Below are 26,915 nucleotides of genomic sequence, written 5' to 3'. Positions count from 1 at the left end.
CTTTTGAGCTAGAAAGTGCCACGGGTAAAAATTCAACCTATGAAGGTTCTGGACAGAAATGAGTTTCGGAGAACCAAGTATTAGCAAATCACGAATTAGCATAAGTATGGAAAGTCACTAAGCTCCCTGTCCAGTATTAATGGTGCACATCATTGTTGAATTGTTCGTTATTATGGACACCTAGCAGCCCAGAGAGTGTTGCCACCTAGAGTTAACAGACATTGCTCTTTTGCGGTAAGGCCGGGGACATCAATACCGCAAGCTCGCTCATATTTTCCGGCGGTATCTGAATGGTAAAATAAACGGCAGGATACGGATTCTGATGTTTTATAAACACCTTCAGAAGCGATGCAGTTTGAATCAGCCTCACAGTCCTTAAAGCATTGCTTATCGAGAATTGCAGCATTTCTTGTCATAACACCATCACTAACGATGTAGCCACCCTCTACCTCAAACCAACCTTGCTTAACGGTATTACCATCTGAGTTTACGAAATCTCGAAGGCTTATGCTCAGTTTGCTCGGGCTTCCACTGCAACTTTGAAGTCTATTGCCTGTTCCATCATCAAAAAAGGTATTAATTGTCATATCAGTTAATGTACCAGTGGGGACTGTATGAATAGCTGACGGGCAGCCTTCTGGATATTGACCTAAGTTTGCTAAAGCCACGCACACATGCTGATGATTCAGTTCTACAGTCTGGTTTTGCGCAGAACTAGATGCGGTAGCGCAATCATATGCATCCCACACACCATCTTTATTGATGTCTTCATCGGTATCGTCAACTCGATCACCATCTAGATCCCAGCAATTAATGCCAGCAACTCCTTTTACACCTTGTTGCCCTGTAGCTCCAGTATTTCCGTTATCACCTTCTAAAGGACACCCAGAAAGTAACGTTACCAACGTTAGCGTTATAAATAATTTTGTTTTCATGAAAATTCCTTAGATAGATAGATAGATAGATAGATAGATAGATAGATAGTTATGTGTTGGGACTACCAAGACTCTGAAACTACTGTATTACCAGCTTGGTCTCTTTGCTCGATAGTTTGAGTTCGAGTTAACCCTCGGACTGCCGTATGATCGGTATAAACAACACTACCAACAACATTGCCTTCGCTGCCTATAATCTGGTAGTCAGTAATATCCGTTTCTCCCATAAACCCTTTCGTTCGGGATGAAATTCGTTTTAACACTTCACCATTATTCAGTTTTATTCTAGTTTTCATCCTGCACACCTTTAGGGTTCTAATTTATTTAATTAATCCATACACTTAAAGCGCCAAATAAACTTAGGGCAGAAGCCTAGCAATCGTTTTTAGACATACTACCCATGTTAATTCTTTGATTAGGAACGAAGAAAAAAACGATAGCCACCCTACGTGACTAGGGCGGTTGTGACACCGACTTTGTTAAGCACCTGTTTTACCATAGCAACCTCCTCTCTAAATAAATGGTTAAGCTCGTTTAGATTGAAAAATATGCTAGGATTCAAATCCACATTGTGTAATGCCCTAAGTTTACTTTGTAGGCTGCTTTAACCCATAACATTTTAATATCGTGCCAGCACGAGTTCATACATTCAGAATATCTCAAGTATTGTACCTAACCAACAAGAATACGCATGTAGTATGATATTGTTCTGATTTTCTAGTTGAAAACCGTGCAAACATACAGTGCTTCCTATTCGAGGCACGTTATCAATCAAGAACTTCCATTTTGTTCTATAATATTCAATCGCTTAGAAATACTTGAATAGCATATTCGTACGTAACTGTGATTGAAGGTCAGTCTGTAGTGGGTTAGAAGTTTTGGCGACATAATTAGAGATTTAGGCATGAGGAAAAGTAAGGCAAGTTGCTGGGTTTGAAACTGACTTCAATCCCTATCTGACTCACTTTGGGGCAGAAATGAGCTAGAGCTACTACTCTAATGATTCATTAGAACAAATAGCAGCGTACCAATACGATCGCTACCATTTTAAGAGGATACTTTATTGGGCTGCATAGGGTTAAAGGAACGTTTTTGTGCCCAAGCAGCGGCCAATGAATACCTAGTTTAGAATAAAGACATTTAACCCGTTCCTACTCTCTCGTACTGGCCTTATACCTGAAATAACCTTCACTCTCGATGGATATCCTGTGCCGAGATTAATATTTCCAACCGTTAATTTGTAAGGCTTTTGGGATAGGGCTGTAGCAAGGGTATTCGGTTTGTAATCCATATCCAATAATGTAATCAAGAGTCGCGCTGAAGGAGCCGGCGTAATTATCTCTTCTAAACTTTCTTGGATCGTTTTTGGCTGTCTTCTCAAGCACCGTCCAAATCATTTCTTCAAGGAACTCAGGGTGACGCTTTGGATCGAGCGCCATCGTATCGCGCATACAAAACCAGTTATTGCCCCCTAATTTTTGCTGGCGGTAAGCACTATAAAAATACGCGGATTGCAAACCTTGTAGGTAGGCGTTTAAGCGTATGGACTCCACGGTGTCCGTCTCGTCAATGTGCTGCAAGAAGTAGGGCAGTTTGGTGATGTCTGCCATTGCTCTTTTAGGCATAGCTAACGTTGCTGTGTCATATTGCTCATGTATCTCGCTCAGCAGTTGAGTGAGCTCGGGAGAGTGGGGTTGAGCTTGCACGCTCGCACAGGTAAGCAGCAGTAATGGTAAGACTGTTTTCATGGTCACTCTCCCTTTAGATACCTGTTCATAATACCAGTAATTAGGCGGTGCATAAAGTTCTTTTTTATGCACCGAGATCAATATTATGTTTTCGGGTTTTGTGTGTATCTTGGCGCCGCTGGATAGGCTTGGTCGGAGGTGACGTATTCCGTCCTTTCGGGTCTAGTGATCTCCTTTTCTACCTGCGACTTGACTGTCAGTTCAATCATCGGCTCAGGTTTGATGATGGGTTTCTGCGCTTCCTCTTGTTGAAGTTTTACATCATCGGTAACCCCATCAAAGCGCGCTTGATTAAACAGTCCGCCCGTTCCCTTGGTATGCAGCATCTCGGTGCGGGTGTGTGCCACGGTATCGACGGTACTAGCCCATCCTTTCTCCATCGTGTTGTTTTGCTCGGGTGTCAGTTCTGGTTGTTGGGTTGGGGTGGTGGTTTCATGCGCTTTCTCCATTGTTGCCACAATCTTCGCCGTGTCACCATCGAGTCCCGCCATGGTGGTGAACTCTTCAGTGCGTGTGTAGTATTGCCATTGCTCTTTCGCCTCGGCAATATCTTCCGGTTGGTAAGCGGTCATTAGGCGTTGGACTTGTGGTTGTTCAAACTGTTTTTCTAGGTAATTCTGGAAGCCTTGAATTGAATTGGCCGTAAAGCTGGCACTGCCAGAGTTTAGGCGCGTTTGAGTATTCGAGAGGGCGTTCAAGTCCGATTGGCTTTGCATGGCACTTACACCAAGAGACTTGGTGTTGCTGGCGTTAATCGCAAAGTCATGCGCAAACTGCTCAACCGAAGTTCGGGTGTCTTTATTATCCACCTGTGTGCCGGCACTGGTCACGGCATTGGCCCCTTCGGTGTATTGCTGCGTGGCTTGCTCAAGCTGCTGCTTTTGCTCGGTATTCATCTTGCTGTAAGCCGTACGTTCATCATCAGACCATTTCACGCCGCCACTGGCGCCTAAATTGAATGGCGATGCCCCTTTACCGGTGCCTACGCCGCCCTCGAAGCCGCCATAGACACTTTGCAGGTAAGCTTTTGATTGGTCTTTCGTCCAACCCGTTTGTTGAATCACGCTGTCAACCGCCGTTTGCATGTCATTCATACCTTGGCTGACTTGAGTATTAAAGCCACTGGTATTGCCTTCACCGTAAGCCAGGTTTTTACTCACACTATCATGCCAGCGGTCGCTCAGCGCGGCGCCTCCTTGGAGGGTTTGACTCAGTTGGGTACTGGTTTGTTCAAGGTTTTGCTGCGTTTGATTGCGGGCATTCGCCACACTCTCTTGCAGCATGCTTTGCGTGTTGGCGCTGATGTTGCCGCGACTGGTGGTTTGTGAGCTGTCGTAGGTGGTGCGCCCATCTCCGTGTTGTGTGGTCACCGAGCCGTCTGGGTTTTGGGTGTAGCTGTGACCTTGGTTGGCGAGGGTATTGGTATCAAACTTATTGGCATGGGTGTTGTTCATGCTGTGGTTGTCAATCTGCATACTGCCAAAATCCAGATTACCCGTGGACGCTGCAGCGCTCGCTCTGGCATTGGTCGAGTTAATCATGCTCGAGAGCTGGTAGTTCATGCTCGACATGACTTCTTGACCGCCTTTTAAAATGCCTTTGGCTATCATAGGGACGCCTATCATCAATATACCCGTGATCCAGGCGAAGCGGCTGTGAAGCTCATCGGCGGCGTTCGCGTTGGAGAGGACGAGCCCTCCGAACTTACCCGAGACATCCGTAGACAGAGATTCCAATCCCCAAAGCTGAAAGCCGTTGATGATGGCAAACAAGGCTGGCCACGTGGCCAAAAAGGCAAACGTCCCAAAATAGTTTTTTAACACCATCATGGTCAAGCCAGGAATGACCGCGGCACCTGCAACAAAGAAGCCTAGGCACGCGAACAACATAAACATCATGGTATGGAGCATCGGCAAGTATTCTCTTGCCATCAAACCTAATGACGCCCACATTGAGGTGGTTTGCAGTTTATTGGTGGTATAAGCGTAATTGAGCGCAGCTTGCGTTGGGTCAAGGCTATCAAGGTTGTAGCGTAGCTCGTTCATCAGCATGTTTTGTTTGATGGTGCTGGACGCGCTGGTACTCATTCTAAAAAATTTGTCGTAGCTGCGGGTGAGTGACTGCACCACTTGCGGCTTATAACGGTCCGCGTCTTTACCAAGCAATTGATGCGCTAACAAGCTCATGTTTTTATTGGCGGCATCATCAAAGCGCTGCTTGATGATAGGGTAAGCTTCTTCACATCGCTTGTAGGTGCTTCGGCCGCCGCCTTCATCAAGATAAAGGGCGCGCAACGGGCTTTGCCTAACGCCGTCTAAAAAGGCAAAAATATCAGGGGCGGTAAAGAGTTCATCCCAGGTGTATTTCCCATTGATTCTCACATCCCCAATCATGCAGTTATGAAAGTAGTCTCGCCAGAGTTTTTGTAGTGCCAGCTCATTGATTCTGGATTGTCTTGAGAGCTGATACAGCTCCGAGCCAAACAACATCCCAGTACGACCATAACGCTCATCGTCGGAGGTGGTGAAAATGCCTTCCACACCTTCGGCCATCCCCACCATGATAGAAGAGAAAAAGTAAGTAGGCACGGCCACGAGGTAAGGGACATTATCCACCTTGTAAGCCTTACCCGGTTGCGTCTTATCAATGATGAGCATGTCGGCTTTCATGTTGATAAGAAACAGGGGTACGGCAAAGAACACCACCATCCATTTGATGAGGTCTTTGGGGTTACGTGACAGCATGAAGATAAACAAACTGGTGATAAGCCCCAGCATCATGCACATCTGTAAGTAATCCCCAAAGGTATTGGTTCTAAAAAAAGTGGCCAGCGCATTAAAGGCTTTGTTGACCACTTCGCCGGAAGTGTAAGTGTAATATTCGAGTATCATAGGTCAGTTCCCATAAGCCGGGGTAGGTTTGGTGGTCGTGCTGATTTCTTTTGTGCTTTGCTGCGTGGTCTTTCTTTGCGAGTCAATCAGTTGATTGCGGTTGTTGAGCGCCTCAATGGCGTTCTCGGCCAGCCCCGCGGTAAAGCGTTTGGCGTTATCGATATCACGAGTGATGAGGGCGATGTCATCCTGGCTGTTGTTGGTGTTGGCCAAGGATTGGCGGGCAACATTTAACATGCTCACGAGGTACTGATTAAGCAGCTCCACCGCTATCATTCGCGAGTAGTTGCTGGTATCGGGGGTTTGATTGGCGGATAAGTCGTCAATAAAGAACTTGAGTACCGGCGTTTGAATCAGCTCCAGAAAACCCTCTTGTTGACGCGTGAGTCTTTGGTCGGTGGCTATCTTTTGCAGTATCGATTCCAGTTGTTTGCGTATCTGGTTTTGTATGCCGTTAGTTTGACTTATGGATAAGTTATTGCGCTTGGTAATGGTAATGCACGCATCTGGGCCTGTTTTTCGACACTGATAAACGTCAGCCTTGCCCCCTTCGAGCAGCACGTTGACGAGGTTGTTGTTGTCGGTCAAAAGGCTAGGGTAATAACGCGGATTGCCGTCTTTGTCGTACACGTAAGAGCCTGACAAACTCATCATGAATTGCGCTAGATTTTTGTCGGAGGACAAAAAAGCGTTATTCATGATCGCAGACCAGACCACGTTGTGATTGGTTTGGGTCATGTCTTTCAGGGCTGGATCCTTTTTGGCGTCCTTTAGCTGACCCGCTGCTTTGCCTCCTGCGCCACATTTCTGCTGCCCTTGAACCCAATCTGAGAAGGCGTTGTTTTGTGTACCAAGCGTCGCGCAGACATGCTTTTTGGTAGCAGGAGCGGCAAAGGCGGCCAGTCCACCGATGGACGCTTGCGCGGCTTCACAAGAGTTCACCGATTGATTGAGATATTTGTCGGCAATGGCTTGGAGATTGTCCAGATTTTGCTTGAGCTGCGGTGCCCAGGTTTGCAGGGCTAAGTTGACAATAAAAGGAGGGGCATTATGAATAATGGCTTTGCCCAGTTTCACCAGTTGGTCTGAGCTGATGTGTGAAAATCCCCCCATAAACATATCAATGCCAGTGCACCCGGTACTGATGGAGGGGACAGTGACGCTGACCAACTGTGCATCGACAATTTGATTACGCACAAACAAACTGCCACCGGTGTAGTAGTTGGCCGATTGCCCTTGGTAAGCCGTCGGGGTTGAGACGTTGGCGTTGTACCCTGAGTTATCAAAAAAGCGGGCCAGCGAGTGGTTGGTGTCGGCGTGACTTACGCCTGATAAGCTGATGAGAAATAAAGGAATAACTCGCTTATTCACCGCAACGGTGGACAAGTGGTGGAAAAGTGAGCGCTTCATTGGAGAGCCTCCTGCACTCGCGGATCGTTAAGGGCGTTCTGAATGCTTTTGGCAAGCGTGCTTTCTGGTACGTCTCCAATGCTCAGACGTGAGAACTTACGGCTGTTCACGTTCATTAAGAAGGTCGCAGGCATGACCGTTTTTCCCTGGCCTGGGAAAAAGGTCTTGCCTATCTCTGGTGTGACAGGAATAGGGACCTCAAACCCTGGAAGGCCCGGCCCATCAACAGAGAAGGCGTAAACCGGCAATTGAAATCGCTCGCCAAGACGAGTGATTTTAGGGGCGGTCTTATGGCAGTACGGGCAGGTGCTTTCAAAAAAGAACACTAGGGCATATTGGTTTTGCATGGCAGCGTGTGCGCTGGCGGCATGAATCAAAAAAGCAAGCACAAGGGTACGAAGAAATGGCATAGCGCCTCCTTACGTTTTAGGAAGAAATAAAAGAAAGTGAACATCCTTTAAGAGAGCGGCATGGACGAAGTCGGGGGATGTCGTATTAGACGTTGATTTAAGGTTGGGTTTATTGGCCATACTGGTTCTGTTTATGGCGTTTTTACATGGGTTGAGTGGCTTTAAAAATTCGATTGCTCAAAGTCGGTGGCGACGTTGTAAAAGCGCCCAATTAAATCATTTTGGCTTATCCAGCCGTACGCCAGTGGCTTCATCTCTCCAGTGCTTGGATGCACCAAAATCAAGGCGGGCGTAAAAGGCACCGTGACTTTTCCTTGGTTGTGGCGGTTTTCTTTGAGGTGAGTGATGAAGGTTTCATCATTACTGATCCCAAGGAGCTCAAAATGGTATTGGTCAGCAAACGCTTGAATGGACGGGGCGAGTTGCTGGCTTAGCGTATCTTTTCCTTCATAAACAAAGAAAAAGCCCCATCCGTCTTGTTTCATCTTTTCAACCGCGTCGGTTTTCTTCTTATCCTCCAGTGCTAAATACACTTGTCTTGCCGCTTGCTCTGTCGGATGGTCTTTGGTGTAAGAGAACTCAGGTCTTTCGAGCAGCAGCGCTTTAAAGGTCATGCCTAATTGGTCGGTTTGGTCCGTGATAAAATGATTCAACGCTAAAAATCTCGCTAACTTGTCTTTATCTTTAGGGTGAAGGACGGCATCGTTTTGCGCTTCGATATGCACCGAGTGAAACCAGGCCATTTGTTCGGTCGCCGATAACGTTTTAGGGCTTGAGACAGTCGTTTGAGTGTTATTTGGCAGTGGCTTTGGTTTGGGTTTGTCGGGCCTTGCTTTTGGTTCGTTGTACCATCGCCACCCTGGAGGAGGTTCCTGAGCAAGAGCGGGATGGAGGTGAGCAAGCAGCGTTAGGGTAATGACGTAAAGCCATGTTTTTTTCATCATCATAGGCCTTGGTTAAGTGCGGCAAAGCGATTAAGAGGTTACACACTTGGGTCTTTCGCGTAAGTGGCGCATCTGCTGTGGTGATGGATTGCGCAGCGTGAGTAAGTACTGAAGGTATTTATCGTGCAGCAAAGCGTGGTGTTTCGACCACATACCTTACTCACTACTAAAGTAGTGAGTCTGTTTCTCAATGTTTTCTATCAGCTCTCGATATTCATCCAGCCTTTTCGTGATGTCGGGATAGTGGTCTAGCTGTTTGATGTGTATCACATCACTTGGAATGAGGCGTAAAAGCGTCAAGGTGTTGAGTAAAAAATTTTGAAGGGGTTTGATAAGCATAACGATGTCCTTCTTGAGCATTGAGGTGTGTATGTCATGGTGTGCCGTTGGTATAGAGCCGCCTGTTATCCGCCCGTGGCACTTTGAAGTCGTTGCTTGATTTCATCAAAGTTGGGGAGCTTGGTGTTGGCACGCATTTCCGGGTAGAACTCTTTAAAATCTATGTGTTCAAAATTGATTTGACCCAGTTCTTCGGGCGTAATGGCGGCGCAGGTGGGATTTTTAGCACTGCCTAACCGTTTACCCAGTTGCTGAAGAGACCCTTGCTCTTGGATGATTTTGGCCAGCTTGTTGTCGTAAACGCAGTAACTGCGCTTTTTACGGGTGCAGACACCCAGCACTTTCTTGGCGCAGTATTGCCCCACGTACAGGGTTAAGCCTTTCTCTTTGGCTTCCCCCAGCGCTTCTTCCGCTTCGCTGCATTTCGCTCCCAATCCTTGCCCCCACCCTGAGTCTTTACAACAATCGTTGAAGCCCGCGAGTTTCTTACTGCACTTCATCGGCTTTCCCGTGAATATTTTGGGTGGGTCGCCGATGTCTTTCACGGCTTCGGCAAGCCCTGCCAGTGCCGCAACGGACTTATCAAAATTGTTATTCAATTTGGGCGCCTCCTCGTAACACTCCCCGTCAAGACAGAAGGAGTGCTCCCCACATTGCAGATCAGTGGCTCGGCATGTCTTCTCAACACAACGCTTTGTGACCTCTTGCTCGATGCACACCCCATTTTGCTTAAGGCGGCAATGTTGAGTTTGAGTCGTACAGTCTTTCGGGAGGTTTGCGCAGGTATTAGGGCGGTCACAATGATGGTCTATCCGATATTTCCAACAATTGAGCGTGGTGGGAATACCATTAATGGTGCGGGTGGCTCGACCTTCAATGCATTGCTGATGAGTGACATTGCACGAATTCATCAGGCGGCATTGTGTTCGCCAGGTCATGGTGTTCTTGATGCAGTTCCCGCCGGATAAGGTGAACCCGTTTGAGCAGCTTAGCGTGGCTTTTTTCGTTTGTGTGGTGGGTCGACAAATCTCGTAGCGTTTATCCCAGTGTTCGCTCGCTTGCCAATTAACGTGATCGGTCTGTTTTAACTCGCCAAGCGTGTAGCCTTGGTTGGGAGAGACTTGCTTCCCGCCCCATAAATACGTGGTTCCTGACGATGAGAAAATGCCATCACCTCCCGTTTGCCTCACATAATGTTTATTATTGTATCGGCATTGTGGGAAGGGGCGTTGGCAATCAATCCCTTGTTTTGTCCAGCCGGATGGACAACGGTAGATCACCTTGCTGGTGACCACGGAGGCGACAGGGACTTTGTCACACGGGACCGGGTTGTGAGTCGGTCGGTGACATTGTTTTGTGATGTTATCGATGACGCATTGGGAGCCGCTCTCACAATCCACATAGGCATTTGAGATACCATGAGTGATTTCAAAAGCATTCTCTTGGCCAAGTAAGGCAAAGCGCATCGCCGGGTCGTCTTTAACATCGGGTCGACCTTTATTGAAGTTCGCGTTGATGTCTTGAGCCAATCCATTGGTCACAAACTCTGTCCCTTTTTGTGCATTGATATCACTGTCTGACAGTCTTGACTCTTTTGGACTGCGGATCTCTTGTCGACACGTGGCGTCTTTGCAATAGTCATCGACATTGAGCGGAAGCGCATGAGGCGTGAGAGCTTGGCTTGCCGTTTGCTTCGCCCAATTGGCGCTCTCGGTAAAGGTGTGTTGTTCGCTGGCAAGAGCGAGAGTAGATAAAAAACTGAGCGTGAGCGCAGCCCAGAGGTCAATGCGCATATAGAGCACCTCATCAAAAATTGGGGTGAGAGAGGGTTATTGGGCATAGAGCGTGCGCAACAGTGGGTGAATGTTTTGCTGCGCATCCCCGGCCGCGAGGTAATCCAGAGCTTGGTAAAGTGAAATGTTGCCGTAAAGGATGTCGTAGTCACTGGCTTTGCAAGGCTGCTTAGGTAAGCAGCGGTTTTGTTTGACCGAAACAAAGGCCGGTACGCGATGAATATCAAATTGCTTAAACCAATCAGGGCTGATGGAAAAGCCGCTTTGAATGGGCGCCTTATTGGGGGAGCGTATCAAGGCCTCGATCCGCTTGGCAGTGGCCGGAAAACCTTCAGGTAAGACACCGCGTATCACCAGTGGAACGCCTAAGTGCTCACTTTGCATCAGAAGCTGTTTGAGCGCGGTCTTGGGCATGGTGAGTGAAACAAACACCATTACCCCTTTTGGGGCTTGGTCAGGGTTGCGCGTGGGCTTTTGTCGCCCCAATAAGGGGGACAGGCTCTCCTCTTTTATCAAATCTTGAACATTGCGGCTGAGAGTCAGCGCTTCTTCTCGATAAGCCTGGGCTTTATTTTGTATGTCGTCCGTAGGCCACGTCTTCGCCGCCTCCGGTTGTTGAGTCATTTTTTGCTCAAGCTTGGCAAAAGATTTGAGCTCTTGCTCAGTGTAAGCTTGGGCGGGTAACGCGATAAAAAAACACAGAAAAACAAGAGAGCGCCTAAAGGTGCTCTCAAAAGATGGAATGGTCATAGTAACCTCTTCATTATGGCCGCTGAAAGGGTGGGTAGAGGGTGTGAGCGTTTTGGAAGCTGATTGACAGCACCTTACGAGCATTGAGATCGCGACAAAACGAGAAGCAAAACTGCGAGAGCGGGAAACAGCAGTAAATGTGCTTGTTGTTGGCGAGCTCTGTTTTTAAAAAATCGGTAAGGGAGTCAGGGTGACTGGCAATAAATAGGTCCGTTTCATTTTTGTGGGGAAGAATGGGCATCATCGCGTCACCTTATAAAAAGACACAGTTGCGCTTTCGCCATTGTACAAAACCAAAGTTATCCCCTGTCACCGGGTTGTCATGGCCGGCTTCCCAGAGTGTGGTTGTCGTGGTGTACGGGTGACACCAGGCGGCATCGGGAATAGGCCCCGACATTTGATACCGATAACGAGATTTTGGCAAAATAGGATCGGGATATTGATAACAAATCGCGCCATCTTCGCCGCGCGTCTCCCAGATGATTCCTTGCCGGTGCAGTTTGTAGTTCAGCTTTTCCATCAAGAGTGTCGCCGCCTGGATGGGCGTGTCTCGATAGTTGGTGGTGCCGGTGAGCGGATAGGCACTGCCCTGTGAGCCTAAACACCAAAATAACGCATCAATAGGTAAGGCAGCGTTAGTGGAGGTCAACAGGGCTTCGGGCACGCAAGCAAGCTGCGCAACCAAGTTACCAAACAGTAACGCTTCGGGATTGAGAATGAGGGATAACTCATCGTCGTCCCAAAGTGGGTCAATTTCCGTCATGTAGACCACATCAAAAACGTCCGTGGCCATGCAGGCGGTGGATTGCATCAGTTGCAGCCAATAAATGACGGGGTACTTATACCAATGGGCGTGATAAAAGCCTCCGTCACTGCTGTCACTCTCACGGGCGGTCACGCGCCCACCGATACGCTGAGTGTTAGCGCCGGACATTTGCACGCCCATGTTCACCATACAGTAAGGGACGCGCGTGATATCGGTTAAGGCATAAGGCTCCCAATAGCCAATGTTGATGCCTATTTGCACAAAGATAGGCGGCGGTTTAGGGCAATAAGAGATAGGCAGTGTGGGGTTGGGCGTATCGGGGTACTTAGAAGGCATGACGGTGGCCGAGCCTATCGTCATCGGAAACAAGCAATCCCAACAAATATCGGTCATGGGGTTAATAAAACGGCTTTTACACGCCGCACTGGCTGCTAGGGTTGATGGGGCAATAAAAACCAATAGGCAGCACAACAGTAAACGAAAGTGTCGTTGTGTCATGGGGTGTCCTTTTTCCACGCCGAGCGTGGTACTCCTTTTGTCTCGACAAGAGGCTTCGCCCCATTATCGCCGCCAAAAGCGAGCTTGGTTAAGAGAAAAAAGCGTCATACTGGAAGCATGATCAAGGGAGGTGCGCACTTCCAATGCGATGTCATTGTTATTGCTCTATCGCCAAGGGGTGCAAACCCGATACGTTCACCTCATCGATGCGCCAGCGCGTGCCTTCTTGGTAGGCAATCGCTGGGACGTGAGTAATGTTAAGCGATTGGGTTAAGTGGCCTTGCTGCGCAAAATACATTCTTGCGTCCAATAAGGTCGCCATTTTATTCGGGCTGCCTCCTGTCAGTACCCACTTGATTGGCTTGGCGTTTTGATACTCGCTGGCGAACCTTCGTTGCTGCGCGTCTCTGGCATCAAAAAAGACCAGCACCTTACTTAACTCAAATCGTGGTAGAACGTTTTGACTGTCGACCTTTGGCCAAGTGCGGGGTTCAAAGGGGTTCACTCTGGTGCCCGCTTTGGCAATCACGGCTCCTGTAGTGGGGGCGATAATGTCTTTAGGGAGGGTGATGCTTGGGTCAACGTAAAAGGTGCGGGGGTTGATCGTGGTGGTTAAGCCTGCAACGGGCGGTGGGTTTTCAATGCTTTGCTTGGCGCGCTCCGTGAACTCGTTTTGCATGTCCGCTAATTGACCACTGGCCTCAAACCCTTTCAGTCTTTGGTCAATCCACTCCAGCATGTCAATCTCACCGATGGGGAAGATAGGGGCCACTTGGCCCAAGTTCTTTCCAGCGGCATTTGTTGTTGCCAGTCCAGCGACCAAAAGAAAAAGGGGGGATTTAAGCGCTCGCCCCAATGGCTTGATTAAAGGCGTCAATGTCTTTGCCATAAAAGTGCCTGGAGGTTTGCTCAATGGCGCGCTCCAGTGAGTGGCCTTGTTTATAAAGATTTTCACAATACTCAAACTCCTTAGGCTCGGTTGAGAACATGGCGCGTTTCACCGGAGAGGCGAAAAAGCGGTGATAGGTGACATGGCCACCCGCTTTGATGCGCGCACTGCTGTATCCCGCTTCGGCAGACGGAGCGAAACTTTTAATGAGACGCTGCTCAAACGGTGAGAAGGCATCCGGGTTTTGGATCAGATACTCATCAAACCCTTCCCCTTGACGAAGAATGATGTGGATATCGGAGTTGTTGTAGCAGGCTTTGGCTTCCTCGTTGCTAAAGAAGTCTTCAATCCCTTGAGTCACTGTACAAAAAGCGCCGCCGAACTTACGGGCGGTGCGATAACCGGTGTTGATGAACTCCCTCGCTTGCTCGTTTGCCCCAGAGAGGAGGCTCCAGGCTTCTTCAATGATGCACAGCTTTGGGGTAGAGCGAGAGCCAGCCAGGTACATCTGCTGGTTAATCGACACCATCAACGCAAAAATCACGGGTCTGAGCACAGCAGGCGGAAACCCATCCAGCTCCAGCGTGGTGATTTCCACACTGGGGTCGAGCATGGAGGGCTTGTTGAACACATCTTTGTACATGCCGTCGGTGCAGAACTTTTTCAGTTGCACCGCAATGTCTTTGATGCGTCGGTCGCTTTCTTCTCCAGCAATCTCAATCAAGGCGTCTCTGACATCATCCACCAAGGCTTGATTACCTTTACGCTCCCATGCCGTCACTATCGCATCGCCTAAGACGCTTTGTTGAAACGCCGTCAGTGGGACGTAGGGTGACGCGATGGTGGCAAACAACGCCGTGATATTATCGAGCGCTTCCATCATGGGGTCGACCGGTCTACCGTCATCATCCACAAACTCAAACTCAGCACTTTGCATGGCGCCTAAATGCGTGAAGGGATTTAAGAAGATGTTGGCGTGCGTCATGTACGTCCCCCCAAGGCTGAGCGTCAATTTTTTATAGCTGGCCCCTTTATCGAGGATCCACACTTTACCACCCATGGCGTAAACCGTTTCGGCAATCTCTTGAACCAGAAAGCTTTTCCCTGCGCCTGAGCCGCCGGTCAGAGCGATATTTTGGTTATCACTGCCACAGGTGAAAGGGTTAAAGAAAGAAATTTGCTGGCGCATCGTGGGCAGCAATACGCCGCCTTTTAACTGACAAAAATCCATGATGAGAGGGAAGAGGTTCACCAGATTAGAGCTTTTTAACGTGCGAACTCGGCCGGCTTTTTTACAATCGCCCCACAACCCTTCGCTCATCATAAAAGGCAACGTTGAAAGCAGCGCTTGCGGCTGATTCATTTTCAGGGGAATGATATCAAGGCCAGCATGGCTGAATGACTCCTTCGCCGCTTGGGTGTCTTTTTTCTGGTGGGTCTTATCGGTAAACAGGGAGACCGTGAGGACCATAGACGCAATGGTAAACTCTTTAGACAACAGACCTTTTTGTAGGGCTTTTCGCTCTTTGAGCTCATCTTCCGCTGTTGGAGCCAGCAGCGCCATTTGGCTGTTCACCGTCTTGGTTAAGTCTTTTATCTTATTATCGTTATCCGCATTTTGCTTACCGGTTGGCTCATTACGAAAGCTCAACGTGACGCGGTGAGGGCAAGTGATATTACGAGAAACGTTGCGAAGAGAAGAAAAGGCCTCAGGTAAGGCGTACAAGCGATAATCCCCAGGCAGACGAGAAAGTCCCAAATTGACCAGCCGTGTGCGCACCTCCTCCCCTTGGTCATTGGTATGACGGGTGGCGATATGGCCACGATGCGTTAACGCTTCGGTATCGGGAGAGAGGGCTTGCAGGTTCAAAGGCTCTAACGGGTTGTAGCCTTTTTCCTTTGGCCGGTCTTGTCGTTTATCAAAGTTTAAGATATCACTCACATCGGTCAGCAACATCTCAGGCGTGACGGGCAGTAAATCAAAACCAAGCTGCGCCAGTCCTGTCTCTAGAGTCATTCGCGCATCAAGCAGCTCTTGTGGGTCTTTTTCCGTGGTGGAGACAAAAAAGAACGCGTCGTAATCGCGCAAATCAAAGCGATTGTTTTTTTGTCGGTGTAAAAAACCGTGCTGCGCGGCGTAGTGGGCGTAAATGGCGTCATCGTTAGCCAGCTTCTGGCAGATACCGCCTCGCTGACTGAGTAGAGCTTGGTTTCCTTCGAGATAGTGCGCCACTCGGTTGTGACCAAACAGCTGCACTTGATAGTCCCATTTATCCCCTGCAGGCAAATCCCCCATGAGGTGGCTTAACGACTGAATTAAATCGTCGTTAGCGCCCCCAAGGACACTGATTTTAAAGCCAAAACCGCGAGAGTGGGGATTGTCGAACACCCGCTCAATGGGATCGTAATCTCGATACGGCAGTTCATGGTGAAGGTGGTTTTGGGCTTGCTTGGCCTCTTGAAATAAGGCGGATAAGCCACTGCGTGAGGAGGAAAACATGGGGGATCCCTTTTTCTATTTTAATGTTAGGGGGCGTGACACAATCTTGGACCGCTTGATGGATTCCCCCCTCATTGAGAGAAGGCTGAGACTGAATGTCGCGCGCCCATGATAAAAATGATGTTTAAGCTTCGTTTCTTTTTTTCCTAATCAATCTTTCCAAATCGCGCGCGCAGGGCGCCCAGACCAACGGCTATCGTCTAAGACAAAGTAAACATCCATCGTATCGATGTAGTGATTGTCTTTGTCGATGAAAGGGAAGACGGTGAGTTTTTTAACGTCTTCTTGGCTTCGCTCTGGCTCCCCCTCTCGATTGCGCCTTGGCAGTAAGGTAAAGGCGGAAGGTGGGGCGAGACGCGCTTGAGAAGAGACCGTGGCGTTACCACTGCCTCCGGTATAACCGTATAGGTTGTCTCGAACTTCGTTCATGGTGACGCAACCTGAAACGCCGCCGACCTGATCGCAACTGTATTCGCTCTCAAAGCCCGCGCTACAACCGGTCAGACCTAAGAGTATCGATAGTGAAAACAAAGCGTGCCTATTCATGGTGATTCCTCACGCCCAAAGCCCACGCGGCTTAACCCTTGTTGGGTGATTTTTTGCGCTAAAGGGTTGATGGGGGCGGTTTGAGTAGTTGGTGGAAGAGAGGGGGTGTTGGTAATGACATCTAACAGTTGATTGCTGTTGGAGACTTGCTCACGCTGCTCATTCATACGCGTTTCGTATTCATCGGCCAGCAATGGATCTAATGGAAAGCCTTCCAAAAAGACAATATTGACGATGGCACCAGGATTGACTTCCACTATCGGATGATAGAGTTCGGCCAGTTTGATGTAGTAGTCCGCCAATTTGCTGCCAACGCTCTCCGTGGCGCCGCCAAGCAGATTCAAGCCAATTTTATCGCTGTTGATGCTTTGACTTGGGCCGAGCGCCGTCGGTGTCGTGGTTTGTGCCAGCGCTTTACCTGCATCCCCTACGCCTTGCAAGATCCCCGCAATGCCGGCCATTTGAACGATCTTACCGTTTTTCAAAATGGTGGTACCGCGAATACCATTGCGACCAAAGTTAAACACGGTCGCATTGACGGGGATATCGAGAATATCGCCATTGGGTTGTATGCAGCTCATTCTACTGGTGCGAGCGACGCCGCGGCTGGATGAGATCTCACCGTAGACGGCGCCGGTGATCGTGCAATCCTTCAATTTAGAGGCCTGACCGTTGGGTAAGACCCCCTGATTGACTGTCTGAAAGACAATCGGTGAGGTATCCCCTTGTCCAGAGACGCCCCCATTAGCATCAGCGCCGCCGGTAATTACGGCGGTCACAAAGGTGCCGGTTGGCACGTAGTTATCGGTCGTGCGACGGGATTGTTTCTCCTCGACACTGGCTTGCCAGTGAAATTCAAAGCTATCAAAGGCATCACCACTAAAGGCCACATCATCTTGCTCTTGGTACTGGAACTCATTCACCTTGGCGTTATCCATGTTGCTATTAATGGCCGGTCTTGGGGGCAGTTTGTATTGGCCAAAGGTGTCTCCCTGGTTGGTCTCGATGCCGTGTTGAGTCGAAGGATCGCCTGCCTTGAGGGTTGAGGCTAATTGCGTCTCAAGCTGCGCCTTGAGCGCGTCAACTTCATCGAGCTTTTGTTGCATCTGCTGCTCAAGCTCTGTCAGTTGCGATTTTGTATCGCGCTCATTGGCCTTTTTAATGTTCTCTAACTCAGAGGTTAAGCTTTGTCCAAAGCGACTTAATGTGCCTTCAAACCGCGCTAAGCTTTGTTCTATTTGGTTGATTTTGTCTTGTTGAAACGTCAGGGCGGACTGGTTGTCTTTGTCGGTAAAATCATCGGTGACGACAGCGCCAAATCCGACATCTTGAATGCCCTTGCTTGGCGCTTGGGGAGACAGTGTTAACCGCCAAACAACAAAAGCCAGGGCGGTCAATATCAGCAATACCGTGAGCGTAATGGTGCGATTGCGCTTTCTTGTCACGGCATTGATCGTGCCGCCGTCTTCAAAGTCCCCGTCGGTGTCTTTGAAGACGCGTTTCTTAAAACGGCCCAAGGCGTCTTTTTGTTTATCGAGCATGGGTGGCGCCTCCTCCAGTAATGAGATAGAGCGTGGTAGTTTGCCCAGGTTTTAATTGATAGGCATCGAGCGCGGCTGAGCGTGCGGAATAGCTGTAGAACTGCGCGGTGGTCAGCGCCATGTCACTGCGGCTTTGATTTTTGAGCTGATAAACCACCCCAGAATAATGACGGCCCACGAAGACCGTTTGAGGGATGATGGCCAGTGACGCTTCATCTTTGGGTAAGGTTTTGGGGTCAACGTCGTGACGTTTAAAACCAGCAATGGGAGCGCCATCATGGACAAAACGTATCATGGCTTTGGTGAGCGCTGTCATGGCGGCGGGATAATCCGCCGCCTGCTCAATCGGGCTTTGCTGCTCTTTTTAATTTTTCGACCAAACAAACTCCGTGACCAAAGATGGTGTAGCTTTGGGGGTAATAAACAGCGCAAACAATCGCCCTTTCTCTGTCGTCAGGTGCGCGGTAAACGGTAAGGGAAGGTTAATTTTTAAGGTGATGGAGCCGGAAGCGTCTTTTTGGTTGCCCGTTGAGGTGCAAAACCCTTTCGGGCAGACGATCGAAATAATACGGTCATTGTTGACCAGTAAACGGTTCACGTTAATGGAAGAGAGTGACAAGGGGATCGTGTCGCCTTCGTCAAACTCATAGCTCACCATGGCGGCATTTTCAGCCAGGGCAAAAGAGGGGATGAAAAAGACCACCCAAAGCGCGATGGATAAAAAATAAGGGTGCCATTGCTGCGATGGGGTGAATGATTGCTCATAAAGATTCATCGGTGTTGACCTCGACTTCTTCAATGGAGAGTAAACCTATGACGCCTTGGTCATAGCTAAAGTTGACTTGATACCACTTCATCTCCGGATCTAGTGCGCGTTGGCCTACGTGCTTTTGGAGTTTCCCGTAGAGTTGTACTTGGAGAGTGTCGAGAGAAATTCGGACCAACTCGACAGAAAATTGGCTGCTGATGTTATCTTTTTTAACCACCGTGGCTTCTCGAAGCAGCTTAGGTTGAACGTTGTACCAGCTTGTCTCGTCTAAATATTCAAGTAACTGACCAAACTGACGTCCAACGCTTGCCGGCGTGATGTTGAGTTTCAGGTAGAGAAGATAATCCGCCATTTGCTCAAGATAAGGTTCATCGACCGCGCCATCCGAAACCGTAAAGGCTTGAGAGAGGGTGGGCGGGACTAGGGTTCGGCTTTGATGGGTAAGGGCTTGATAACTGGTGTAACCCAACACCAGGTTAGTGATAAGCATAACAAGAAAGCCTGCACTCAAAAAAAGATTGAGGAGGCTTTTGACGGCCAGCTTATCCCGTTTAACAAACGGATCCATGATGAAGGGTCTCCTTAGAAAATCCAGTAACGACGACAGGCTGAGGGGGTACGCTTAAAGAGGGTGGGATGGACAAAGGAAGCCCCCCACCAATAAAGTGACAGGGTAACGATGTTGTCACCGTATTGCGCTTTGATGTAACGTAATCCCCCAAACCAAGCCAGCGATAACGTCAGCCCTATCATTTCGTGTTTAAGCCAGAATGAGAGGCCAAAAATGCAGAGGGCAGGCACGAGTTCATCAACTGGGAACCCGAGCCAGCGACGACCTTTGTTCATGTGTTTTGGAATAGAAAAAAACTGATGAGGGTCTTCCATTGTGACTCCTTAGCCTAAGCCGACGAGTGGTGCTCCAACATTCCACAAGACTGAGCCGCCAATGAACCCGCCAACGGCCGCAAACCAGTTACGGCTCATCAGTCCAGTGACGACCGCCCCCGCAAGCCCAGTCCCCAGCATCGCGGTTTCAACCGCAGAGCCTTTGCCCGCCGAGTCTTTCATGGCTTGTTTACCTGACGCGAAGATATCGGCAGCCAGAGCGGGCTGAGTGATAAGAAGTGTCGAGACAGCAACGCCAAGCCCGACAAGGAGGGTGCGCTGGGTGCGTTTTTTCATAATAAATATCCTTATTGAGTGATAAATTTATCAAGTGTTTGGTCATGATGGAGTAAAAGACCTCCTTGCCTGAGAAGCTGGGAAGAAGGGTTAGGTTGTCCTAGGCAGACCGTGCAACGTGCAAATTAAACGGCGCGTGGGGAGAAAGGTTAAAATCGACAGGTATAGGCACGCATCATAAAGAAAACAGAGAAGATTTCGCGTACTTCAAACCGCGATTACGACTCACATGTTGCTTCCAATTTTGAGCGCTAATGATGGTGTTCTTAAGCTTCCGATAACGTTTTTTACAAGCATTCTTTGAAGCTGGGAGAGTGAGACGGTTAACTGATTGAACTTGTTTTTGAACCGCAACAAAATGAACACCCTTCCAATAGAAAGGAAATGAAAGGTGTCCAGTAAAAGACAGTAAGGCGGCAAACGCCATGTGTTCACGCCCGACCGTTCCCAGTTCTTTGACGCTGACAAAATCCCCTTGTTCAACAAAGTGGCCTAATACATTCGCCGCCTCATCTGTACGACAATGTCCGTAGATAATCTGCATCGTTCACACTCCTTTTTAGGACATTGTTTTGTTCTTTTAAAAAAGCAAAACAATGGGCTCTCTTTCAAGAGCCGTGCTACAAACTGGCTTGAGCATTCTTGTAGTAGAATGCGCACATCCAAAGGGTGTGGTGTCTGGTATTCCCAAGTAACTCTATTTCACCACTCAACCAGCGTGCTTAATTGAGTAGAAAAACAGCCTTGGACGTCGCCCCAGAGAGGGCTCCTGAATTTGTTAGGCATATTACGCAGGCCTGCGCCCCTCTGCGGCGCTTTTTGCAATCGTGAAGGCAGCCCACCTTCGAGGCCATCTGAAATAAGATCTCAGACGGCAATATCATTCGTTACAGCGACCAATTGGGAAAACGTTTGAGATGATCTTCTAATCGAAGTTTCCCTTCGCGCTTTTTGGCCCGCTCTGCTCTTTTCGCCGAGAGCGTTAACGTTTTATTCGCCTTTGATGAAAGATTAAAAGCGATACCGACTTCCTTGTTCTCAACCCTACATTCTGATTTAAAATTCATACAAAAGTCTTCCTAAATAGAAAAAACCGAAACGCTCTCGTTTAGACCGAAACATCAATGAGTCATGTAATCGCTCACTGGCGTCTAATTTTGTTGAGTTTGTGACTTACTTATCATTTCTTGAATTTAACATAATCTAAATAATACGCACCAAATTAAGGTGCTGATTTTAAAGAAAATAAATGGGGTTTTAATGTTGGCGCTATTGTTATTAGGCATAATTAATATATTAATTATTTTAATTTCACTCCCTCAATGTGCTATAAATTTTTCTAAGGTTATTTGTTATCTTTTTGTTATTTATCGGTTTTTTATCCGTGCGTATTATTTAGATTATGTAAAGGGAAAAACCACAAGGTTACTTAAAGATTGAAATATCAGGCGACGCTGCGCTATACTTGCTTTAGGTCGTTAAGGTTAAAACACACTACATTGGCTGCTAACCAGTAGTGCCCTATGTAGTGTGTTTTTTCTAAGATTTAGAGTGTGTTAGAGGTGGTACTCTGACCATATAGCACTTGCAAAAAAGCCGGCTTCCCAATAGTAGCCGGCTTTTTTGTGTCTAAAAAACGGGATTTGATTTGTTTCTTCGGTTGAGATAGCGTGAAATTTCACCGTTTGGACAACCAATCTAAACACTCCCCAAAAACCTATTGGACCTCAAAATATGACTCCTTTGACTCAGCCTTGGCGTGGGCTAAAGCCCAAACAACACATTCTCAATCACACCGCTTGTTTATCCCTCGGGATGAAGTGCTGTGTGCTTTAAACGTGGACGGTGAATGTTATGAAGACGCCTGGACACGACTCCTCCCCTCCCCCGCTCGATAAATCGAGTTACGATGCGGAGTATCGCCGTAAGCGTAAGGATCGGAAGCTGGATTTGATTGAATTGTATCAACGTGTCGTTGAAGAAGAGAACGCGCGGAACCCTAAGACGCCTTTTGAGATCGGATTTAAGTCTCGCCGGTTGCTTCGAAGCGGTAAGGTAGAAACCCTACCGCCAGAATACGCGCGGATCTTAAAAGGGTGTGAAGAATTTATTACCAACCCCAATCGTTTCCCGTCACTTAATGCATGGGGCGGTGAAGCGGTGAATAATGTGCAGTGTCGCACCTTAATTGCGAAAGTATTAGCGTGCACTCTGCCGAACACAGACCTCATTGGAGGGCGCATCGGTTTGCCCACCGAAGCGGGATTGAAAACCATCAGCTACGACCAGCTTCAAGAAGATTATGCGTTGCGCTTTGGAGAGTTTATTTCGCCGAAGTCCTTTGCTAAAGCGGTGAAGTATCTAAAGCGTGCCAGCTATTTTCACAGTGAGCGGATCAATGTGTGTGTCGACCAAGACGAAGGGACGATACGCAGTGCACCCGCGTACAAACAGTTTACACCTCGCTTCTTTAATGACTTAAAAGTCGTGCGTTACACCAACATCAGCGAATTGATCCTCGCAACACGGGAACGCCAGACAAAGAAAGGACTGAGCTTTCAGTGGCTCTCTTTCCGTAAGATCGCGTCAGGGATACAAGAGATCTTCAATGCGTCAACGTTAAACACCTATGCGCAATCAACCTCAGCCTTCTTTAGTGAGTATCAACCGGACTTGGCCCCTAATTAAAGGGATATTTTTGTCTCCGCGAAAGCGGAGGGATCAGCACGTCTGAACCTTATCCTACCCTGCTTTATCTCTCATTTTTCTTGTTTCTCCCAACAGGTTATTCAGGGTTATCTTGCGCACGCAGTCTCATTCGGAAGGGATTTCTCTATTCACGGTTTTTTATAAGAAAGGCCGTGCAAGAAAGGAAGGATAAAAAAGACCGCTATAATGGCCATCAATAAGGGGCTGCGCTTATGAACACTACGTATAAAAATAAATAATTAAATCAATAGAAAAATAAATACTTAAGGACAAGCAAAAAAAAACGGCGCGGCAACCTTCTTTTGTCATACGACAGGGACCTTCTTCGATTAAACGCTGAGTCAGGTGGCTCCCTTTCATCATCTCCTTACTTAACGTCCACCTTCATCCGGATGGTATGGCTTAGCAGGGCGAGGGTTTTTAGTGCTGTCAATATTGCAGCCTAAAAAGAGCAGTATGGCGCTGTGAGAGGCTTTCTTCTTAATTTCATTAAATGGTCACGGTTCTTATTCAGCCGCTTAAGCTTGCTGCTTTACAAAATGAATGGCCCCTTGAATACTAAGATTAGCGTTTCGATTTATCAGCGTCAGAGGGTAATTCAAACTCAGGGAGCATAAATTAGTATTACTTCGAGGTGTTTCTCTTCTTACGCTGTTAGCCTAGAAAAACACATGGGTTACTAGAAGAGAAAAGGACGGATATGACACTTCCTATTTTTCACTCAAACAACGGAAGGTGGAGTGTCGGTGGGTGTGGCTCAGTATGTTCCAGAACTAAATGCGGCGGTCGGTTACTTGCAAAACAACCGTAACATGAACATGAAAATCGCAATTTCAGTTAAACCACAGAACCCTACAGTGCATTTGGTGATTGGCCACAAGAGTAATGTAGAGAAAGAATATCCATCGCAAGCCTAACTGTATCGGATCTCACAGACCTTTGTACTACTCATCTAATGAACAGTTAGGAGCGTTATATGTTGTTGTCTTGGTTTAGCGACGACTACCCATCGGCCTTATTGTTATCATATTCAGGTACTAATTGAGTGAGGGGAATGATCGCCTCACCCAACTTTCATTGTGACAACGTCACAAAAAGACCGAAAGACTACGGTTATTACCTTCCTTGAAGCCCTTATATAACGTTCTGGTCAGAGTTTTATAAAATATTCAACGTTTTACTGCCCACTTTTAAATCGACTCTCTTTATACCCAAGCGATAAAGGCAAGAGAGTACGTCATTTTGAAAAACATTGTATTGACTACGATTTAGAAGTAATAAAAATTCTTCTAACAAGTATCGTTTTTGAGCAAGCTGATAAAAATCACTTATCCTTTGCTTTACATCCAAGTCAATAACAGCGACTTCCAGGCGAGATTGATTCTTCTCAAATAAAAAACTAATCGGCCATTTTGACACAGAAAACCTCCATTATGTGTGAATTATAAAAACAGTCGTTACCGCTCGAAGGGAAAATTAGAGCAACATTTCTTCTTTAATTCCTACTTTGATTAATGCCGCCTTCTCAATCGCTGTTAGTTCTGAAAGCTCACTAACGAAATCACAATCCTTGAACCGAACGTCGGTCGCTTCACCCAACTTTTCACTCAATGCCGTCATCAAGCCTTCTACTAGGCCACTGAAACGCATGGCAGTCGAGATTAAAACATTGTCACCTTGCGCCAGATATGACGACGGAACTTGTTCAGCAACCAACCTAAAAACGCCTCGTAAACGCTGACCAAAAGCACCTTCCAATTGCGTTAATGTCGCTTTCAGGTCACTTTTCGACATTTGATCCAAAGCTGAACTCATTAAATCCCCATCAAAACGAGCATGAGCATTCGCATCAAGCGCGCCTTCAGTTTTTTTGCCGTTTTTTCATGCCATTGCAAGGCCGATGTATCAATAAAACCTTGTAAACCTTGCATAGTGGCGCTTACATTTGGACGTTTGTGTGAAAGTGAGTCCACAATTAATCCTAGATGCCCTGAATAATTTTTCTCTTGTTTAGGGACAGTAGAAAGCGCCAATTCACGAACTAGACTCAGATCCCCCTTTATTCAAGGCGATATTCTGAATAAATTTAAATGAAATATTGCCTTCGCTTAGCGCATCTTGTAGCTTATTTATTGTTTCACTAGATAATAATGGTGTTAAATTCGCTGTTACTCGTTTAGACAAGTAACTCACCGAATCCAGTGCTGTTTTCTTACTATTATCCTTAGCTGAACTACCTCTAATACCTAGATCATTATCAATTTCAGAACTAACAGCAATCGTCCTGACAGGATACTCGCTCGAGCTTTGTTTCTGTGTTTCCGGCTCAAAATAAGAACTAATAGCCTCTTTAAGTCCACCAACTTGAGCAGTTAATTTTCGGTCATTGAATAGGTTTCAGCGACAATGGCGAGTTTAGTTTGAGCAGACCACTGCTCTGATGAAGTGTTGCTCTTTGGCACGGTGGCTCCTGAACTTCTGAGTTGCGGGCGCCAATAATACAGGGTCGCAGTGCTAATTCCTTCCTCTTCGGACACTTCTTTAACTGACATCGAATAGGGAGGCAGCAGCTTCTTCAATATCGCTTCTTTTCTTTCTACTGAGATACGAGACACAATTACTCTTTATCGCCCAAACTGGTTAAATTTTAACAGTGACAACTACCCTGCCAGATAGGGATATTGTGAACCCAGATTTAGACACAAGAACAGCTCCCGATTGGGAGCCGTTCCCCTTTCAAAAATGATAATGTGCTTTCACACTATCATTCTCCTTTAGCAGCTTTATTATCTTTGGTGCTTGTCTCTTCAGCCTTATGCTCTAATACATCACAGTTTTTATTGATAGTGATGGACTTAGGCTTCATAGCTTCAGGTATCTCTTTCACCAGAGTAATAGTTAACAATCCGTTAGAAAGATCTGCATCCGTAACTTCAACATAATCAGCTAAGTTGAACTTACGTTCGAATGTACGATTGGCGATACCCTGATACAGATATTTATTTTCTTTATCAGCACATTTTTGCCCACGTACACTTAGCACGCTCTTTTCTACTTGAATATCAAGCTCTTCCTGAGTAAATCCGGCTACGGCCAGGGTGATGGCATAGCGATTCTCTTTTAGAACTTCAATGTTATATGGTGGGTAACCGTTGATAGCAGTTTCACTGGTCATGGCATGATCAATTAATGATGCTAGACGGTCAAACCCAACACTACTACGGTATAGTGGAGATAGGTCAATTGAGCTCATAATATATCCTCCATAAGAAGCAATACAAAATAAAAACAAGAGTGATGAAAAGGCCTCTTGATAAGACAACCTTTTCAAGGTTTTTTATAGTGTTTACGAACAATTATTTCAATAGTTTTTATATAGCAATTTCTCATTGAATTAGTTTTTTTATATGAAATTGTTATATCCTATCTATAATGACGAGACAAAAATAGTTCATAATTAGACGGTCTCTCTACTCTCTGATGGGCAATATTCCACGATATGAATTACGCGGGTGGCATGGGGTCGAGATCGGTTGGTTGAGTCACAAGAGATTACTATCAAATCAAATGGAAGGTGATTTATGAATGTGACTCTATGCTTATGTGCGGGTTATGTTTGAAAAATCAATAGCCATGTGATGATTTATTTAACGTAATGGTACTTAGTGTGAACCCAAATTTAGACACAAGAACAGCTCCCTATTAGGAGCTGTTCTGCGTTACGGGGTCACGCAATTGAACATAGGAATAATGAACACCAATAATTTTTTTTAGTGAGTTTTTTAAAATGTATGTCTTTTTACGGCATAACCTTGTTTTTCTTAGATTCATCACTACATCAAATATGAACAATGTTGCTTTTAAACTAGTTTAAAGGTTTTGTATGGCTATCTATGTAGCGCCTGGTAATAAAGTCGGGCGAGATGGGGCTCTTTTCAAGAGTGTAAAATTAATACAACAAATCATACGGTTGTAGTAAAATATGGTCGGTATTGTATTATCCGTGATCATGAAATAGCGCCTCCAACAAGTACTGCAGCGCGACATTGGTTGCAGATTTATAGAACACCAGATAATACGGAGTAATGTCCGTAACATTATCGTAGAAAGGTCGCTTAGCGGCCTTTCTGCATTTGTAAGTATTAGGTAGCCTCCTTGCGGCTTTGTTGCGTAATTAAATTTAGAGATAGAGCTACCCCGTTTCGCGTATTTCTTAGTCAATACGACAAGTTTCAGGCACACCTAACCCAGTAAGCTTGTTCAACGCTTTTATCATCGCGTAAGTTTCACCCACC

General features: G+C 47.0%; 27 protein-coding genes and 1 pseudogene. 2 read left to right on the top strand and 26 right to left on the bottom strand.

From position 1 onward, the window contains the following. Positions 1 to 170: 170 nt before the first annotated feature. From AB6D07_RS20080 to AB6D07_RS19980, 21 genes and pseudogenes are all read right to left on the bottom strand, one after another. A complete protein-coding gene (locus tag AB6D07_RS20080) occupies positions 171 to 935 on the bottom strand; it encodes a hypothetical protein (protein ID WP_305399726.1) in 765 nt (254 codons plus the stop codon). Positions 936 to 997: 62 nt separating this feature from the next. Next, positions 998 to 1,231: a hypothetical protein gene (locus AB6D07_RS20075; protein ID WP_371708631.1), complete on the bottom strand. Its 234-nt coding sequence runs from the start codon at positions 1,229 to 1,231 to the stop codon at positions 998 to 1,000. A gap of 921 nt (positions 1,232 to 2,152) precedes the next feature. Continuing rightward, positions 2,153 to 2,683 carry a hypothetical protein gene (locus AB6D07_RS20070; RefSeq protein WP_102579946.1) on the bottom strand — a complete coding sequence of 177 codons (531 nt, stop codon included), beginning with the start codon at positions 2,681 to 2,683 and terminating at the stop codon, positions 2,153 to 2,155. Between the two features lie 83 nt (positions 2,684 to 2,766). Continuing rightward, positions 2,767 to 5,574, bottom strand: coding sequence for a conjugal transfer mating-pair stabilization protein TraG (gene traG / locus AB6D07_RS20065; protein ID WP_372091221.1), 2,808 nt, complete (start codon positions 5,572 to 5,574; stop codon positions 2,767 to 2,769). A 3-nt stretch (positions 5,575 to 5,577) separates the two neighbouring features. Next, positions 5,578 to 6,984: a conjugal transfer protein TraH gene (locus tag AB6D07_RS20060; protein WP_372091220.1), complete on the bottom strand. Its 1,407-nt coding sequence runs from the start codon at positions 6,982 to 6,984 to the stop codon at positions 5,578 to 5,580. Then, positions 6,981 to 7,394 (bottom strand): type-F conjugative transfer system pilin assembly thiol-disulfide isomerase TrbB, encoded by a 414-nt coding sequence (gene trbB, locus AB6D07_RS20055; protein WP_372029375.1) that lies wholly within the window; start codon positions 7,392 to 7,394, stop codon positions 6,981 to 6,983. Before trbB ends, AB6D07_RS20060 begins: the two co-directional genes overlap by 4 nt. A gap of 161 nt (positions 7,395 to 7,555) precedes the next feature. Further along, a complete protein-coding gene (traF, locus tag AB6D07_RS20050) occupies positions 7,556 to 8,341 on the bottom strand; it encodes a type-F conjugative transfer system pilin assembly protein TraF (protein WP_305373625.1) in 786 nt (261 codons plus the stop codon). Between the two features lie 153 nt (positions 8,342 to 8,494). Continuing rightward, positions 8,495 to 8,677, bottom strand: coding sequence for a hypothetical protein (locus AB6D07_RS20045; protein ID WP_017096425.1), 183 nt, complete (start codon positions 8,675 to 8,677; stop codon positions 8,495 to 8,497). A gap of 65 nt (positions 8,678 to 8,742) precedes the next feature. After that, positions 8,743 to 10,470 (bottom strand): type-F conjugative transfer system mating-pair stabilization protein TraN, encoded by a 1,728-nt coding sequence (gene traN, locus AB6D07_RS20040; protein WP_372091219.1) that lies wholly within the window; start codon positions 10,468 to 10,470, stop codon positions 8,743 to 8,745. Between the two features lie 36 nt (positions 10,471 to 10,506). Next, a complete protein-coding gene (gene trbC / locus AB6D07_RS20035; protein ID WP_017103571.1) occupies positions 10,507 to 11,220 on the bottom strand; it encodes a type-F conjugative transfer system pilin assembly protein TrbC in 714 nt (237 codons plus the stop codon). A 253-nt stretch (positions 11,221 to 11,473) separates the two neighbouring features. Then, positions 11,474 to 12,484 carry a conjugal transfer pilus assembly protein TraU gene (traU, locus tag AB6D07_RS20030; protein WP_372091217.1) on the bottom strand — a complete coding sequence of 337 codons (1,011 nt, stop codon included), beginning with the start codon at positions 12,482 to 12,484 and terminating at the stop codon, positions 11,474 to 11,476. Positions 12,485 to 12,641: 157 nt separating this feature from the next. After that, entirely contained in the window at positions 12,642 to 13,373 is a 732-nt protein-coding gene (gene traW, locus AB6D07_RS20025) for a type-F conjugative transfer system protein TraW (RefSeq protein ID WP_372091216.1), read from the bottom strand. Beyond that, the gene (gene traC, locus AB6D07_RS20020) at positions 13,324 to 15,873 is read right to left on the bottom strand and encodes a type IV secretion system protein TraC (RefSeq protein WP_102428823.1); all 2,550 of its coding nucleotides are present in this window, start codon (positions 15,871 to 15,873) and stop codon (positions 13,324 to 13,326) included. Before traC ends, traW begins: the two co-directional genes overlap by 50 nt. Before the next feature lie 150 nt (positions 15,874 to 16,023). Further along, the gene (gene traV / locus AB6D07_RS20015; RefSeq protein ID WP_017104313.1) at positions 16,024 to 16,419 is read right to left on the bottom strand and encodes a type IV conjugative transfer system lipoprotein TraV; all 396 of its coding nucleotides are present in this window, start codon (positions 16,417 to 16,419) and stop codon (positions 16,024 to 16,026) included. Next, entirely contained in the window at positions 16,416 to 17,960 is a 1,545-nt protein-coding gene (locus AB6D07_RS20010; RefSeq protein WP_048666133.1) for a TrbI/VirB10 family protein, read from the bottom strand. The genes traV and AB6D07_RS20010 overlap by 4 nt, the downstream gene beginning before the upstream one ends. Continuing rightward, positions 17,950 to 18,735, bottom strand: a pseudogene (traK, locus tag AB6D07_RS20005) (type-F conjugative transfer system secretin TraK). Before traK ends, AB6D07_RS20010 begins: the two are co-directional and overlap by 11 nt. Beyond that, the gene (traE, locus tag AB6D07_RS20000) at positions 18,722 to 19,297 is read right to left on the bottom strand and encodes a type IV conjugative transfer system protein TraE (RefSeq protein ID WP_016800090.1); all 576 of its coding nucleotides are present in this window, start codon (positions 19,295 to 19,297) and stop codon (positions 18,722 to 18,724) included. The pseudogene traK and the gene traE overlap by 14 nt, the downstream one beginning before the upstream one ends. A 14-nt stretch (positions 19,298 to 19,311) precedes the next feature. Further along, entirely contained in the window at positions 19,312 to 19,614 is a 303-nt protein-coding gene (traL, locus tag AB6D07_RS19995; RefSeq protein ID WP_016800089.1) for a type IV conjugative transfer system protein TraL, read from the bottom strand. A gap of 9 nt (positions 19,615 to 19,623) precedes the next feature. Then, on the bottom strand, positions 19,624 to 19,911 hold the full coding sequence (gene traA, locus AB6D07_RS19990; protein ID WP_016800088.1) for a type IV conjugative transfer system pilin TraA: 288 nt from the start codon (positions 19,909 to 19,911) through the stop codon (positions 19,624 to 19,626). A 175-nt stretch (positions 19,912 to 20,086) separates the two neighbouring features. Beyond that, positions 20,087 to 20,455: a hypothetical protein gene (locus AB6D07_RS19985; protein ID WP_048660709.1), complete on the bottom strand. Its 369-nt coding sequence runs from the start codon at positions 20,453 to 20,455 to the stop codon at positions 20,087 to 20,089. A gap of 343 nt (positions 20,456 to 20,798) precedes the next feature. Further along, the gene (locus AB6D07_RS19980) at positions 20,799 to 20,978 is read right to left on the bottom strand and encodes a TraY domain-containing protein (protein WP_017097351.1); all 180 of its coding nucleotides are present in this window, start codon (positions 20,976 to 20,978) and stop codon (positions 20,799 to 20,801) included. A 787-nt stretch (positions 20,979 to 21,765) separates the two neighbouring features. Here AB6D07_RS19980 and AB6D07_RS19975 point away from each other — a divergent pair. Both AB6D07_RS19975 and AB6D07_RS19970 read left to right on the top strand, forming a co-directional pair. Then, on the top strand, positions 21,766 to 22,599 hold the full coding sequence (locus tag AB6D07_RS19975; protein ID WP_017099452.1) for a hypothetical protein: 834 nt from the start codon (positions 21,766 to 21,768) through the stop codon (positions 22,597 to 22,599). Positions 22,600 to 23,360: 761 nt separating this feature from the next. Then, the gene (locus AB6D07_RS19970; protein WP_157936399.1) at positions 23,361 to 23,537 is read left to right on the top strand and encodes a hypothetical protein; all 177 of its coding nucleotides are present in this window, start codon (positions 23,361 to 23,363) and stop codon (positions 23,535 to 23,537) included. Between the two features lie 241 nt (positions 23,538 to 23,778). Here AB6D07_RS19970 and AB6D07_RS19965 read toward each other — a convergent pair whose 3' ends face one another. The 5 genes from AB6D07_RS19965 to AB6D07_RS19945 all read right to left on the bottom strand — a co-directional run bounded on the left by AB6D07_RS19965 (position 23,779) and on the right by AB6D07_RS19945 (position 25,873). Beyond that, complete coding sequence (locus AB6D07_RS19965) at positions 23,779 to 24,039, bottom strand: hypothetical protein (protein ID WP_017098102.1); 261 nt, start codon at positions 24,037 to 24,039, stop codon at positions 23,779 to 23,781. A gap of 57 nt (positions 24,040 to 24,096) precedes the next feature. Beyond that, the gene (locus AB6D07_RS19960) at positions 24,097 to 24,435 is read right to left on the bottom strand and encodes a hypothetical protein (RefSeq protein ID WP_017098101.1); all 339 of its coding nucleotides are present in this window, start codon (positions 24,433 to 24,435) and stop codon (positions 24,097 to 24,099) included. Continuing rightward, positions 24,435 to 24,593, bottom strand: a complete 159-nt coding sequence (locus AB6D07_RS19955; protein WP_017098100.1) for a hypothetical protein — start codon at positions 24,591 to 24,593, stop codon at positions 24,435 to 24,437. Before AB6D07_RS19955 ends, AB6D07_RS19960 begins: the two co-directional genes overlap by 1 nt. Before the next feature lie 399 nt (positions 24,594 to 24,992). Then, entirely contained in the window at positions 24,993 to 25,235 is a 243-nt protein-coding gene (locus AB6D07_RS19950) for a transposase (RefSeq protein WP_032499864.1), read from the bottom strand. A gap of 149 nt (positions 25,236 to 25,384) precedes the next feature. Continuing rightward, positions 25,385 to 25,873, bottom strand: a complete 489-nt coding sequence (locus AB6D07_RS19945) for an Hsp20 family protein (RefSeq protein WP_017098606.1) — start codon at positions 25,871 to 25,873, stop codon at positions 25,385 to 25,387. Between the last annotated feature and the right edge of the window lie 1,042 nt (positions 25,874 to 26,915).

It is taken from the genome of Vibrio sp. 10N.239.312.C11 (assembly GCF_041466065.1).
GTDB lineage: Bacteria > Pseudomonadota > Gammaproteobacteria > Enterobacterales > Vibrionaceae > Vibrio > Vibrio tasmaniensis_A.
The sequence above is the reverse complement of the archived record's forward strand: the minus strand, read 5'-3'. Positions and strand labels throughout refer to the sequence as shown.